Here is a 13,204-nt window from a genome sequence, read left to right on the forward strand (position 1 = left end):
ATCGCCTCGGCGCTTCGCTCAGGCCGCTTCGAGGGTTTCGAGCCCGCGCACTTCGTAGCGCTCGGCCAAGATGTTCAGATACTGGTGCAGGGCGTTCTGCCGCACCTGGGTCTCCAGATAGGCGGCGATGCGAGCGCGACAGTCCTCGAAGCTGAGAGCCTCGCCGGGCTTCAGTTCATCGAGCAGCACGACATGGTGGCCATAGCGGCTCTCCACGGTCAGGCCGGCGAGGCCCGGCTTCAACCGGAACACCTGGCGCTCGAATTCGGGCACGGTCTCGCCGGAAGCGATCCAGCCCAGATCGCCGCCTTGCTCTCGCGAAGGGCATGCAGAGTGCTTTTCGGCCAGCTCGGAGAAGCGGTCGGCCTCCAGCTTCAGCATCTCGATCAACTGTTCACCGAGCTCGCGGGCTTTGTTGCGCGCATAGCCGTCCGCTGGAGCAGCGGCCAACAGGATGTGCCGCACCCGCGCCCGGTCCGGTGCGTGCATGCGCTCGCGATTGGCTTCGTAGTAGCGGCGGCAATCGTCCTCGCTGGGTTCGGGAGTATCGATCTCACGCTCGATCAGCACGCGGATCGCGGCTTCCTCGTGGGTCTCGGCACCTTCGGGCTGGGCGTCCTGCGCCAGGCCCAAACGCTCGATCTCGAGCCGCAGCAGCTCGCGTACAACCAGCGCACGCGCCGCATCCGCGCGGGACTGCTCGGGGCGCGGGGCGCGATGGTGCTGCATCTCGCGCGCGATCTCGGCCTCGCTGATGGGCGTGGCGCCAACATGGATGAACACCGGCGCCGGCCCTGGCAGGGGCTGGCTGGGGTCGTCCGCATGATCGTGCTCATGGTTCTGCGCAGCCGCCAGACCCGGGGTGGCGGTGCCCGCCTCCCCGGCCGTCTTGCGCGGGCTGTCGTCCAGCAGGACAGGAATGTTCAGTCGCATGGCATCAGCGCCCGTTGTAGTCCAGCGGCGCCTGGCGACGACGCACGATCTGGTAGGGCCGGGTGAGGTAGCCGAGCGGAATACTCCACACATGCACCAGGCGGGTGAACGGCGTGATCAGGATCAGGAACAGACCGAGGCTGATGTGCGCCTTGTAGATCCAGTGCGCGTCGGCCACGTAGTCCGCAGCACCGCCGCGGAAGGTGACAATGTGCTGCGCCCACTCGCCCAGCTTGACCATCTGCGAACCGTCCATATGGTCGGCCGAAACTATGATCGAACACATGCCGAGAATCAGCTGGGCGTAGAGCAACACCAGCACCAGCAGGTCGCGACCGCTGCCGGCCGCACGCACTCGGGCATTGCTGATGCGGCGGACCAGCAGAATGCTCATCCCGATGAAGCACATCAGGCCGAAGATGCCACCCACGACCATCGCCACCAGCTGCTTCTGGGCGCTGCTGATGAAGGGCTCGTACACCGCATGCGGCGTCAGCAGGCCGACAAAGTGACCGCCCAGGATGGCGAGGATGCCGATGTGGAACCAGTTGCTGCCCAGCCGCATCCACTTGCTCGAAAGCAGCTGGCTGGAACCGGTGCGCCAGGTATAGGCACCGTGGTCGAAGCGGGCCCAGCAGCCGATGGCGAAGACCGCCATCGCGATGTAGGGGAAGATCTGGAAGAGGAAGTAGTTGAGTGCGTTCATGGGCTCACCTGCGATGCGGTCGGGCGGGCGCCGGCGGGCAGTCGGCGCGGCGGCGAACAGTCGTCCTGAGGGGCTTCAACGCCAAAGCGCACGGCCTCTTCTTCCCAGACCTTGTCCATGGCCTCGGGCGTGTCGTCACGCGGCTCCTCGCTGGCCTTGCGGCGCATGAGGGCCAGGTCGACCTTGCCCTGGCCCACTTCGACCAGGGTTTCAAGAAGTGCCGCATAGGGACTGTTGCGCTCGGCTGCGCGACCGGCCAGCAGGCCGATGATGTGGGCCACATGGCCCAGCCAGTCGACCACTTCGGCCTCGGGCCGATGCGCGAGGTACTCAAGCACCAGCGGCAGGTAGTCAGGAAGCTCGCGCGAATCCAGCTCGAATCCATTGCGGCGATAGGTCTCGATCATGTCGACCATGGCCTGGCCGCGGTCGCGCGATTCGCCGTAGATGTGCTCGAACAGCAGCAGGCTCATCGCCCGCCCGCGATCGAACAGACCCAGCCAACGTTCCTGTGCCGCCATCGGCTCCAGTCCGAACAGCTCGTCGGCAAATTGCTTCAGCTGCTGGGCGCGCGCCGCCGGCAGGCCGCTGTCGGCGCAGGCCGACAGCAGTTCCTCGCGATGCGCCCAAAGCTCGTCCCGGGGGTAGTCGAGCAGCACCCCGATCAACTTCAGGGCTTTCATGCGCGCTCCCGTTCCGGCGTTTGACGCGCCGGCGGCACGTGATAAGTGGTTGTGGCCTTGCCGCCGAACAGGGCGGCACCGTCGGAGCCCGGCGAGCAGCCGTCGCCGAAGGTGAAGCCGCAGCCGCCGCGTTCGCCGAAGGCGTCGTTCGCATACTCGCGATGCGCGGTCGGGATGACGAAGCGATCCTCGTAGTTGGCGATCGCGAGGTAGCGGTACATCTCCTCCGCCTGCTGCTTGGTCAGTCCGACCTGTTTCAGCACGTCGAGATCCTCGACGCCGTCGACGTTCATGGCACGCCGCCAGGCGCGCATGGCCAGCATGCGCTCAAGCGCCACCACGACCGGTCGCTCGTCGCCTGCAGTCAGCATATTGGCGAGGTAACGCACTGGGATGCGCAGCGAACCCACATCCGGAATCTCGCCATTCTTGCCGACCCGGCCGGCGTCGGCCGCCGACTGGATCGGCGACAGCGGCGGCACGTACCACACCATCGGCAGGGTGCGGTATTCCGGATGCAGGGGCAGGGCCAGCTTCCAGTCGATCGCCATCTTGTAGACCGGCGAGGCCTTGGCGGCCTCCAGCCAACTGTCAGGAATTCCTTCGGCACGAGCCGCAGCGATGACCTTGGGATCGAAGGGGTCGAGGAAGATCTCCAGATGCGCCGGGTAGAGGTCCTTCTCGTTGGCAACCGAGGCCGCCGCCTGAATGCGATCGGCGTCGTACAGCATCACACCCAGGTAGCGGATGCGGCCCACGCACGTCTCCGAGCACACGGTGGGCTCGCCCATCTCGATGCGCGGGTAGCAGAAAATGCATTTCTCCGACTTGCCCGACTTCCAGTTGTAATAGATCTTCTTGTAGGGACAGGCCGAGACGCACATGCGCCAGCCGCGGCACTTGTCCTGGTCGATGAGGACGATGCCATCCTCCTCGCGCTTATAGATCGCACCGCTCGGACACGCGGCCACGCAGGCCGGATTGAGGCAGTGCTCGCACAGACGCGGCAGGTACATCATGAAGGTCTTTTCGAAGGCGCCGTAGATCTCGCGCTGCACGCCGTCGAAGTTCTTGTCCTTGCTGCGCTTGGCGAACTCGGTACCGAGGATTTCCTCCCAGTTCGGACCCCAGTGGATCTTCTGCATGCGCTCGCCGGAGATCAGCGATCGCGGACGCGCGGTCGGCTGGTGCTGGCCTTCGGGCGCCTGATGCAGGTGCTGGTAGTCGAAGTCGAAGGGCTCGTAGTAGTCGTCGATCTGCGGCAGGTCGGGGTTGGCGAAGATCTTGGCCAGCAGACGGAAGCGCCCGCCCGCCTTCAACTGCAGCTTGCCGCCGCCGTTCTTGACCCAGCCGCCATTCCACTTCTGCTGGTTTTCCCATTCCTTGGGATAGCCCACGCCGGGCTTGGTTTCGACGTTGTTGAACCAGGCGTACTCGACGCCTTCGCGGGAAGTCCAGACGTTCTTGCAGGTGATCGAGCAGGTGTGGCAACCGATGCACTTGTCGAGGTTCAGGACCATCGCGATCTGGGCACGGACTTTCATCGGGCTGCCTCCTCGGTGGCCGGGACCGGCTCACCATCGAGCCAGTCCACCTTGTTCATTTTTCTGACAACCACCAGCTCGTCGCGGTTGGTCCCAACCGTGCCGTAGTAGTTGAACCCGTAAGCGAGCTGCGCGTAGCCGCCGATCATGTGGGTCGGCTTGACCACCACGCGAGTCACCGAGTTATGGATACCGCCGCGGGTACCAGTGATCTCGGAGCCTGGCGTGTTGAGGATGCGTTCCTGCGCGTGATACATCATCGCGATGCCGTTCATCATGCGCTGGCTCACCACCGCGCGCGCGGCGATGGCGCCGTTGACGTTGAACAGTTCGATCCAGTCGTTGTCCTCGATGCCCGCGGACTTCGCGTCATCCTCGGACAGCCATACGATCGGGCCGCCGCGCGACAGGGTCTGCATGATCAGGTTGTCGCTGTAGGTGCTGTGGATGCCCCACTTCTGGTGCGGGGTGATCCAGTTCAGCACGATCTCGCGGTTGCCGTTCGGCTTCTTGCCGATGATCGGCTTGATCGTCTTGGTGTCGACCGGCGGGCGGTACTGCATGAAACCCTCGCCGAAATCGCGCATCCACTCGTGGTCCTGGTAGAACTGCTGGCGACCGGTCAGGGTGCGCCATGGAATCAGTTCATGGACGTTGGTGTAGCCGGCGTTGTAGCTGACGTTCTCGTCCTCCAGACCCGACCAGATCGGCGAGCTGATGATCTTGCGCGGCTGCGCCTGGATGTCGCGGAAGCGGATCGCCTCGTGCTCCTTGCCGACGGCGAGATGGGTGTGCTCACGGCCAGTGAAGGTGCCGAGCGATTCCCAAGCCTTCACCGCGACATGGCCATTGGTCTCGGGCGCCAGGTGCATGATGGCTTCGGCAGCGTCGATCGCGGTTTCCAGCTGCGGCCGCCCCTGGCTGACGCCTTCAGCCTTGACCGCGCTGTTGAGCTTGGCGAGGAATTCGACCTCGTGCTTGGTATCCCAGCTCATGCCCTTGCCGCCATTGCCCTGCTTGTCGAGCAGCGGACCCAGCGAGCTGAATTTCTTGTACAGGTTCGGGTAGTCGCGCTCGACAACCACCATGCTGGGGGCGGTCTTGCCCGGGATCAGATCGCACTGCCCCTTCTTCCAGTCGGTCACGCCGTAGGGCATGGCGATTTCATTGGGGGTGTCGTGCAGGGTCGGCACCAGCACCAGGTCCCTCTCGACGCCGAGCACGCCCGGCGCCAGCTGGCTGACCGTGTGGGCGATGCCCTTGAAGATCTCCCAGTCCGAGCGCGCCTCCCAAGCCGGGTCCACCGCCTTTGACAGCGGGTGGATGAAGGGATGCATGTCTGATGTGTTGAGGTCGTCCTTCTCGTACCAGGTCGCGGTCGGCAACACGATGTCGCTGTACAGCGCCGTGGTGCACATGCGGAAGTCCAGCGTCACCAGCAGATCGAGCTTGCCTTCCGGTGCTTCGTCCCGCCATTTGATCTCTTCCGGCTTGGCCGCGCCGCGCTCGCCGAGGTCCTTGCCCTGCAGGCCATGGCGTGTGCCCAGCAGGTGCTTCAGCATGTACTCGTGGCCCTTGCCCGAGCTGCCCAACAGATTGCTGCGCCAGATGAACAGGTTGCGCGGGTAGTTCTCCGGCGCATCCGGATCGGCGAAGGCGAAGTCGAGGCTTCCGTCCTTGAGCTTCCCGACCGCGTAGTCAACGGGAGCCACGCCCGCGGCTTCCGCCTCGCGCACCAGCTTCATCGGATTGGTGTTCAGCTGGGGCAGCGACGGCAGCCAGCCCATGCGCACGGCGCGCAGGTTGTAGTCGGCCAGCGAGCCGCTGTACTTCGACTTGTCAGCCAGCGGCGAGAGGATTTCCTCAACGCCGAGCTTCTCGTAGCGGTACTGGCTGGAGTTGAAGTAGAAGAAGCTGGTGCCGTTCATCTGCCGCGGCGGCTTGCTCCAGTCGGTTCCGAAAGCGATCGGCGCCCAGCCCGACTGCGGACGCAGCTTCTCCTGCCCCACGTAGTGCGCCCAGCCACCACCGGTTTGGCCCACGCAGCCACACATCACGAGCATGTTGATCAGCCCGCGATAGTTCATGTCGTTGTGGAACCAGTGGTTCATCGCCGCGCCGACGATGACCATGCTGCGGCCATGCGTCTTGTCGGCGGTGCGCGCGAACTCACGCGCGATCTGGATCACCTCGGCACGCGGCACGCCTGTGATCTTTTCCTGCCAGGCCGGCGTACCCGGCACGTTGTCGTCGTAGCTCCTGGCGACGTTGCCGCCACCCAGCCCGCGGTCCACGCCGTACTGCGCCAGCAGCAAGTCATAGACCGACGCCACCAGCCACTCCTTGCCATCGGCCAGGTTCAGGCGCTTGACCGGGACGTTGCGCTCCAGAACATCGCTGAACTTGGACTCGGTCCAGTACTCGTTCTCGATGCCGCCGAAGTAGGGGAAGCTGACCGACTCGACACCGTCGGCGTGGTCCTTCAGGGAAAGGCGCAGGCGGGTTTCGCGACCGGCGCTGTCCTTCTCTTCGATGTTCCACTTGCCCTTCTCGCCCCAGCGGAAGCCCACCGAGCCGTTGGGCACGGTGATGTCACCGCTGTTGTCGTCGATCGCCAGCGTCTTCCACTCGGGATTGTTGGTCTCGCCCAAACCACCGAGATCGGCCGCACGCAGGTAGCGCTCCGGCACCAGACGTCCATCGGCGCGGCGCTCCAGCCGGACCAGCATCGGCATGTCGCTGTACTGCCGGCAGTAGTCGGTGAAGTACTGCGAGGGCTGGTCGACGTGGAATTCGCGCAGGATCACATGACCGAAGGCGAAGGCCAGCGCCGCGTCGGTGCCCTGCTTGGGATGCAGCCAGTGGTCGGTGAGCTTGGCGACTTCGGAATAGTCCGGCGTGATCGCCACCGTCTTGGTGCCGTTGTAGCGCGCCTCGGTGAAGAAGTGCGCATCCGGCGTGCGGGTCTGCGGAACGTTGGAGCCCCAGGCGATGATGTAGCGGCTGTTGTACCAGTCGGCCGACTCAGGCACGTCGGTCTGCTCGCCCCAGATCTGCGGGCTTGACGGCGGCAGGTCGCAATACCAGTCGTAGAAGCTCAGGCAGCCGCCGCCCAGCAGCGACAGGTAGCGCGCACCGGCCGCATAGCTGACCATCGACATGGCCGGAATCGGCGAGAAGCCGACGACGCGGTCCGGGCCGAACTCCTTGACCGTGTACAGATTGGAGGCGGCAATGATCTCGTTGACCTCGTCCCAGGTCGAGCGCACGAAGCCGCCCATGCCGCGCTTCTGCTTGTAAGTCTTGGCCTTGACCGGATCACTGACGATGCTGGCCCAGGCCTCGACCGGCGATTTCGACTTGCGCGCTTCCCGCCACAGCTTGAGCAGTGCCGCGCGGATCAGCGGGTACTTCACCCGGTTAGCGCTGTACAGGTACCAGGAATAGCTGGCGCCACGCGGGCAGCCACGCGGCTCGTGGTTGGGCAGATCCGGTCGAGTGCGCGGGTAGTCGGTCTGCTGGGTCTCCCAAGTGACCAGACCGTTCTTGACGTAGACCTTCCAGCTGCAGGAGCCGGTGCAGTTCACGCCGTGGGTGGAGCGCACGATCTTGTCGTACTGCCAGCGACGCCGATAGCTGTCTTCCCAGCTGCGGTCCTCGCGACGGGTCGCACCGTGGCCGTCCGCGAACGGTTCCGGCGCAGGCTTGAAGAAGTTGAGACGGTCGAGGAAGTAGCTCATGGCTGGGAACTCCGGTGGAAGCCTCGCGTATGCATCGATGCGTTCGTGTCTGGCGTGGTGAGGGGAATCAGCAGGGGCATTCGGCGCCGCGCCTGAAGTACCACCACCAGGTGATGGCGATGCAGCTCAGGTAGAAGGCGACGAAGCCGTAAAGCGCGGCCTCGGCGCTGCCGGTCAGGGCCAGCGAGGAACCGAAGCTCTTGGGGATGAAGAAACCGCCGTAGGCGCCGATGGCGCTGGAAAAGCCAATCACCGCCGCAGACTCGATGCCGGCGCGGCGGGTGGCGGCGGCGCGCGCTCGGGCGTCTGCATTGGCGCCGAGAGCGCGCTCGTGCTGGGTGCGGAAGATCACCGGGATCATCCGGAAGGTGCTGGCATTGCCGATGCCAGAGAGCACAAACAGCAGCATGAACATGGCGAGGAAGCCGGTGAAGCTGCCGCCGCCGTTGGCTCCGGGGAGGAAGGCGATGACGCCCACCACGCCCGCGACCATGCCCACGAAAACGAGAAAGGTGAGCAGCGCTCCTCCGAGCTTGTCAGCCAGCACGCCGCCCGCGGAGCGCATCAGCGCGCCCACCAGCGGACCGAGGAAGGCGTACTTGAGCGCGTCGACTTCGGGGAACAGGGTCTTGCTCAGCATCGGGAAGCCAGCCGAGAAACCGATGAAGCTGCCGAAGGTGCCGATGTACAGCCAGCACATCAGCCAGTTGTGCTTCCGGGTGAAGATCGCCGACTGCTCGGCGAAGCTGGAGCGAGAAGCCTGCAGGTCGTTCATCCCGAACCAGGCTGCCAGCGCGGCGGCGAGGATGAAGGGCACCCAGACGAAGCCCGCGTTCTGCAGATACAGCGCCTTGCCCTCGGCGGTCATCTGCGGGCCGCCAGCTAGGCCTCCAAAAACCGCAAACCCAAGCACCACCGGCACCACGAACTGCACGGCCGAGACGCCCAGATTGCCGAGCCCGGCGTTCATGCCCAAGGCATAACCCTGGCGCGCCTTCGGAAAGAAGAACGAGATGTTCGACATCGAGGACGCGAAGTTGCCGCCACCGAAACCGCACAGGACGGCGATGGCCACGAAGTGCCAGTACGGCGTGCCCGGATCCTGCACGGCGAAGCCCAGCCACAATGCCGGCACCAGCAGGCTGGCGGTGGAGATCGCCGTCCAGCGCCGGCCACCGAAGATCGGCACCATAAAGCTGTAGAAGATGCGCAGGGTGGCGCCGGACAGGGCCGGCAACGCCGCCAGCCAGAACAGCTGATCCGTGCTGAAGCTGAAGCCGACACGGTTCAGATTGACCGCGACCGCCGAGAACACCATCCATACAGCAAAAGCGAGCAGCAGGGCGGGGATCGAGATCCACAGATTGCGGTTGGCGATGCGGCTGCCGGTGTCGGCCCAGAAGGTCGGGTCTTCGACGGTCCAGACATCGATAGCGCCCTTGGGCTTCGGGGATGCGGCGGCTGTGGGTTTGGCGACGGGCGCCTTGGCGGAGGGCATCGGAGAGCCGGAACGTCGAAAGTGGGTGATGGCGCGCAGTGTGGTGCGCCCGATTCCCGTCGCCATTGATGTGGGTCAAGACGGGTTGCACACCTGCGTGAAGATCGAAGGGGGTGGCTTCGCCGGACATCAGTCCAGCAGCGCGGCCGACTTGAGCAGCAGATGCACGCCTTGGCCTTCCCCGAGATCGAGCTGACGGCAGGCGCGCCGGGTCAGCTCCGCGCACAGCGGCAGACCCGCCGCACTGCGGCAGTGGACAAGGCTGCGGCCAGGTCCGCTGTCGACAATGCGCTCGACGCGAACAGGCAATCTGTTCTGGAAGCTGAGCTCGTGGGGCGCGTCGCGGCTGAGTCCGACGTCACGCGCGGCGATCCGCAAACGTGCCCGCCGCGGCAGCGCAGCAGCGGCGGGCAACCACAGCCGCAGATCGGCGCAGGCCAGCTCTACCAAGGCATCCGCGGTGTCGTAGCTGATCGGCTCGACCTCGATGAGGTTGATTGGACCCGCCTCCGGATCAAGCCCCGCGTCCATTGCCATCGCCTGCAGGGGCTGGGCAGGCCGCAGCACGCCGGCCCGCATCAACAGCACCTGGTCGGCGAGCCGCTCCACCTCCTCGGCAGCGTGGCTGACGTAGAGCATGGGTACGTCCAGATCGATCTGCAGGCGCCGCAGGTCGCGCAGGATGCCGAGCTTGGCGGGGCGATCCAGCGCCGACAGCGGCTCGTCGAGCAGCAGCAGACGCGGGCTGCACAGCAGGGCGCGGCCGATCGCGAGGCGCTGGCGCTGGCCGCCAGAGAGGCTGTGTACGGTTTGTCCGAACAGAGCAGCAAGTCCGAGTGCAGCAATCGCCGCATCAGGATCGATGCGTGGCGCGCGGCTGCGGCGGTAGCCGTACTCCAGGTTCTCGCGCACCGAAAGGTGTGGAAACAGTGCGGGCTGCTGGGCCACGTAGCCCAGGCTGCGACGGTGCGGCGGCAGGCCGCGGCGACCGTCCTGCCAGACTTCGTCGCCCAGGCGGAGACGCGCGGCGCGCGGCTGGATCAGTCCGGCCAACCAGCGCAACAGCAGGCTCTTGCCGCAGCCGGAAGGCCCGAATACCGCGTGCACGCCACCGCCAACGAGTTCAATCCGGCTGTGCAGACGGAACTGACCAAAGTGCGCATCGATCTCTCCCGAGAGCATCAGCCCGCCCCTGCGGCACCGCGCCTGCGCAGAGCGAACAGCAGGGCCAGCAGAACGAAGGCGCTGCCGAGCATCAGCAGCGAAAGGCGATGTGCGCGCGCGTAATCGAGAGCCTCGGCGGCGTCATAAATGGCGATCGACAGCACCTGGGTCTGGCCGGGAATGTTGCCGCCGAGCATCAGGATCACCCCGAATTCGCCCAGGGTGTGGGCGAACACGAGGGTCGCCGCAGTCAGCAGGCTGCCGCGCAGCAGGGGCAGCAGCACGCTGAAGAAGCGATCAACGGGTCCGGCGCCCAGCGTGGCTGCCATGTCCAGAGGCGCCCTTCCGATCGCGCGCAGGCCCTCATGCAGGGGCTGCACCGCGAAAGGCAGCGAATACAGCACAGAACCGATCACCAGACCTGGAAAGCTGAAAGCGAGATGCGGCAGGCCGAAGCGCTCCAGGCTGGCGCCGACCGCGCCCTGCGGGCCCAGCAGGATGAGCAGATAGAAGCCGAGGACGGTCGGCGGCAGCACCAGCGGCAGCGCGATCAGCGCTTCCACCAGCGGCTTCACTTTCGACTCCGACCAGGCCAGCCAAGCCGCCAGCGGCAGACCCAGCAACAACAGGATCACGGTCGTCCACAGGCACAGCGAGAGCGTGAGCCGGATCACCGGCCAGTCCAGCGCGAGGGCCTGCCAGAGACTCACGGCAGGGCGAAGCCGGAGGCGGCCAGATGCGCGCGGCCACGTTCGCCCAGCACGAAGTCGAGCAGACGCTCGGCGTCAGGGTTGGATGCGCCGCGACGGGTCAGCATGACCGCCTGCCAGAGCGGGCTGTGCAGGGCCTCGTCGATCAGCGCATGGCGCCCGCCCGGCAGCCGGCCGTCGAGCACCAGACTCTTGGCAATGACGCCGGCCTCCACCGCGCCGCTGGCAATGAAGTGGGCGCTCTGTCCGGCGTTCTCCGCCAGCACCAGCTTTGGTCGCAGCGCTTCAATCACGCCGCTCGCGCTAAGGGCTTCGATGGCGCGCTGCCCATACGGCGCATGCTCGGGGTTGGCGATAGCGATGCGCCGGATGCCCGGAGCGAGCAGGTCCTGTGGGCGCGGCGCGGCGCCCTCGCCGCGGATCCAGATCACGAGACGACCGCGTCCGTAGCGCTGCGGCTCGCCGCCCAGACCGTCAGCGGCAAGCTGCTGCGGGTAGCGCTCATCCGCGGACAAATAGACATCGAAGGGCGCACCGTGCCGGATCTGGGTCGCGAACTTGCCGGAAGACCCATAGCTGATTCGCAGCAGTACGTCCGGGTGGCGCTCGCGGTATTCCGCCGCCATCGCCTCCATCGCCGGACGCAGGTCCGAAGCCGCCGCCACACGCACTTCGCCCGCCCGGGCCGACCCGATGAGCAGCAGGCCAAGGACCAGCGCCAGCCAGGCTCTCATGCTGGACGCGCCTTGCGCGGCAGCCGCGCACGCACGCTGTCGCGGACGTCGACCTCGAACTCGACGGTCAGCGCCGCCTCGCCCTGGCCGATCTGGAAGGTCAGGCCCTCGCGGCACGGCAGGCGCTGCACGTAGTCCAGCACCGGCGCGCGCGGCAGCCGCAGCTCCAGCTCGGCACCACGCCAGTCGAGCTCGGCCGTCTGGCCCTCGTACAGACGCAGGCGCCGCTGCTGGCGATGGATCTCGTCCAGACGCGTCTCATCGCAGAGCGCCAGACCGTCGAGCAGGTACGCAAGTTCGGCTTCGGAGATGCGGAAACGCAGATGCTGGGATTCGAGCTGAAGTTTCATTGGAGATCGCTGTCGAAGCGTGGTGGAGTGGAGTACTCAGCGGGTCGTCGGGGCTCTGTTGGTCAGCCGCTTGCGAGCCTCTGCCAGTCCGCGGGCGTGTTGGCATTGGCAAGCTGCGCGCGCTCCCCCGGGCCAAGCGCCAGCGACTGCACGTTGAGTGCGGCCTGCAGCCGGTGCAGCGCGCGCGGGGCATCCGGATCGCGCAGCCAGGCCGCCAGCCACAGGCGCAGATCCCCATCGAGCTGCAAACGCATCGGCAGCGGGGACTCGGCGAAGCGCGTACAGGCGCGGGGTGGTGCATCCAGCAATCGCTGCAGCAGCGGCAGAGCAAGGCGGGGCATGTCCACCGGCACCACGAGGAGTACGCAATCGGGCAGCACTTGGGCGGCGCTGGCGATACCGCCCAGCGGCCCGCGGCCGGGTGCCTGATCGATCACGCCCGCGTACTCGGGTCGGGCGCCGCTGACCACGACCTGCGACAGCGGCAGCGCCGACAGCAGGGCGTGCATGTGCGCGATCAGCGGCTGTCCCTGCCAGTCGAGCCCCGCTTTGTCCCGGCCCATGCGGGTGGATGCGCCGCCCGCCAGCAGCAGGCCGATCCTCGGCACGGTGGCATCAGTGCTCGTGGCCACAGTCCGGCCCGTGCACATGCGGCTTCAGCGCGGCGGCCATCGGCTCGGCCTCGCGAACGCAGAGCGAACAGCCCTCGCTCCATTCACTGTCGCCATCGCTGTAGTGCTCCTTCTTCCAGATCGGCGACTCGTGCTTGACGATCTCGATGACCTTGCGACAGGCACGGAAAGCCTCGTCACGGTGCGGCGTGCCAGCGGCCACCACCACCGCCAGATCGCCGATGCCAAGTCGCCCATGCGCGTGCGAGACATGCAGTCGCAGGCGAGGGCCGAACTCCTCGGCGGCCGCCCGGCAGGCCCGCTCGAACACCTTCAGCACCAGCGGCGCGAACAGGCTGTAGCTGACCCCGGTAACGTCGCGGCCGTGATTGGCGTTGCGCACCCGACCGACGAACATCGTGATGCCGCCAAAGCCGGGATCGGAGACAAACTCGAGCGCGGCGGCGGGGTCCAGCGCGCGCTGATCGACGGCGTGTAGCTCCAGCTGGAAGGGTGATTCGGTCGTCATGG

12 protein-coding genes are annotated in these 13,204 nt (G+C 66.2%); all 12 read right to left on the bottom strand.

Going from position 1 to position 13,204, the window contains the following annotated elements:
• Positions 1 to 18: 18 nt before the first annotated feature.
• Entirely contained in the window at positions 19 to 933 is a 915-nt protein-coding gene (locus Q0654_RS01810; protein WP_298849883.1) for a peptidylprolyl isomerase, read from the bottom strand.
• 4 nt (positions 934 to 937) lie between these two features.
• Positions 938 to 1,639, bottom strand: coding sequence for a respiratory nitrate reductase subunit gamma (narI, locus tag Q0654_RS01815; protein WP_298849885.1), 702 nt, complete (start codon positions 1,637 to 1,639; stop codon positions 938 to 940).
• The gene (gene narJ / locus Q0654_RS01820) at positions 1,636 to 2,322 is read right to left on the bottom strand and encodes a nitrate reductase molybdenum cofactor assembly chaperone (protein ID WP_298849887.1); all 687 of its coding nucleotides are present in this window, start codon (positions 2,320 to 2,322) and stop codon (positions 1,636 to 1,638) included. Before narJ ends, narI begins: the two co-directional genes overlap by 4 nt.
• Entirely contained in the window at positions 2,319 to 3,866 is a 1,548-nt protein-coding gene (gene narH, locus Q0654_RS01825) for a nitrate reductase subunit beta (RefSeq protein ID WP_298849889.1), read from the bottom strand. The genes narJ and narH overlap by 4 nt, the downstream gene beginning before the upstream one ends.
• Entirely contained in the window at positions 3,863 to 7,606 is a 3,744-nt protein-coding gene (locus Q0654_RS01830) for a nitrate reductase subunit alpha (protein WP_298849891.1), read from the bottom strand. The genes narH and Q0654_RS01830 overlap by 4 nt, the downstream gene beginning before the upstream one ends.
• A gap of 67 nt (positions 7,607 to 7,673) precedes the next feature.
• A complete protein-coding gene (locus tag Q0654_RS01835) occupies positions 7,674 to 9,104 on the bottom strand; it encodes a NarK family nitrate/nitrite MFS transporter (protein ID WP_298849895.1) in 1,431 nt (476 codons plus the stop codon).
• 129 nt (positions 9,105 to 9,233) lie between these two features.
• Positions 9,234 to 10,286: a molybdenum ABC transporter ATP-binding protein gene (gene modC, locus Q0654_RS01840; RefSeq protein WP_298849897.1), complete on the bottom strand. Its 1,053-nt coding sequence runs from the start codon at positions 10,284 to 10,286 to the stop codon at positions 9,234 to 9,236.
• Positions 10,286 to 10,978, bottom strand: a complete 693-nt coding sequence (gene modB, locus Q0654_RS01845; RefSeq protein ID WP_298849899.1) for a molybdate ABC transporter permease subunit — start codon at positions 10,976 to 10,978, stop codon at positions 10,286 to 10,288. The genes modC and modB overlap by 1 nt, the downstream gene beginning before the upstream one ends.
• Positions 10,975 to 11,712: a molybdate ABC transporter substrate-binding protein gene (gene modA / locus Q0654_RS01850; protein ID WP_298849902.1), complete on the bottom strand. Its 738-nt coding sequence runs from the start codon at positions 11,710 to 11,712 to the stop codon at positions 10,975 to 10,977. Before modA ends, modB begins: the two co-directional genes overlap by 4 nt.
• On the bottom strand, positions 11,709 to 12,062 hold the full coding sequence (locus tag Q0654_RS01855) for a hypothetical protein (protein ID WP_298849904.1): 354 nt from the start codon (positions 12,060 to 12,062) through the stop codon (positions 11,709 to 11,711). The genes modA and Q0654_RS01855 overlap by 4 nt, the downstream gene beginning before the upstream one ends.
• Positions 12,063 to 12,124: 62 nt before the next feature.
• Positions 12,125 to 12,694 carry a molybdenum cofactor guanylyltransferase gene (locus Q0654_RS01860; RefSeq protein WP_298849906.1) on the bottom strand — a complete coding sequence of 190 codons (570 nt, stop codon included), beginning with the start codon at positions 12,692 to 12,694 and terminating at the stop codon, positions 12,125 to 12,127.
• A complete protein-coding gene (locus tag Q0654_RS01865) occupies positions 12,678 to 13,202 on the bottom strand; it encodes a molybdenum cofactor biosynthesis protein MoaE (RefSeq protein WP_298849907.1) in 525 nt (174 codons plus the stop codon). Before Q0654_RS01865 ends, Q0654_RS01860 begins: the two co-directional genes overlap by 17 nt.
• Positions 13,203 to 13,204: the final 2 nt, after the last annotated feature.

It is taken from the genome of uncultured Aquimonas sp., assembly GCF_937888285.1.
GTDB lineage: Bacteria > Pseudomonadota > Gammaproteobacteria > Xanthomonadales > Xanthomonadaceae > Aquimonas.

Excerpts from the sequence above, each read along its gene's own strand:
- narJ (WP_298849887.1), bottom strand. The coding sequence starts at position 2,322 with ATGAAAGCCCTGAAGTTGATCGGGGTGCTGCTCGACTACCCCCGGGAC.
- Q0654_RS01865 (WP_298849907.1), bottom strand. The coding sequence starts at position 13,202 with ATGACGACCGAATCACCCTTCCAGCTGGAGCTACACGCCGTCGATCAG.
- Q0654_RS01855 (WP_298849904.1), bottom strand. The coding sequence starts at position 12,062 with ATGAAACTTCAGCTCGAATCCCAGCATCTGCGTTTCCGCATCTCCGAA.
- modC (WP_298849897.1), bottom strand. The coding sequence starts at position 10,286 with ATGCTCTCGGGAGAGATCGATGCGCACTTTGGTCAGTTCCGTCTGCAC.
- narI (WP_298849885.1), bottom strand. The coding sequence starts at position 1,639 with ATGAACGCACTCAACTACTTCCTCTTCCAGATCTTCCCCTACATCGCG.
- Q0654_RS01830 (WP_298849891.1), bottom strand. The coding sequence starts at position 7,606 with ATGAGCTACTTCCTCGACCGTCTCAACTTCTTCAAGCCTGCGCCGGAA.
- narH (WP_298849889.1), bottom strand. The coding sequence starts at position 3,866 with ATGAAAGTCCGTGCCCAGATCGCGATGGTCCTGAACCTCGACAAGTGC.
- Q0654_RS01835 (WP_298849895.1), bottom strand. The coding sequence starts at position 9,104 with ATGCCCTCCGCCAAGGCGCCCGTCGCCAAACCCACAGCCGCCGCATCC.
- Q0654_RS01810 (WP_298849883.1), bottom strand. The coding sequence starts at position 933 with ATGCGACTGAACATTCCTGTCCTGCTGGACGACAGCCCGCGCAAGACG.
- modA (WP_298849902.1), bottom strand. The coding sequence starts at position 11,712 with ATGAGAGCCTGGCTGGCGCTGGTCCTTGGCCTGCTGCTCATCGGGTCG.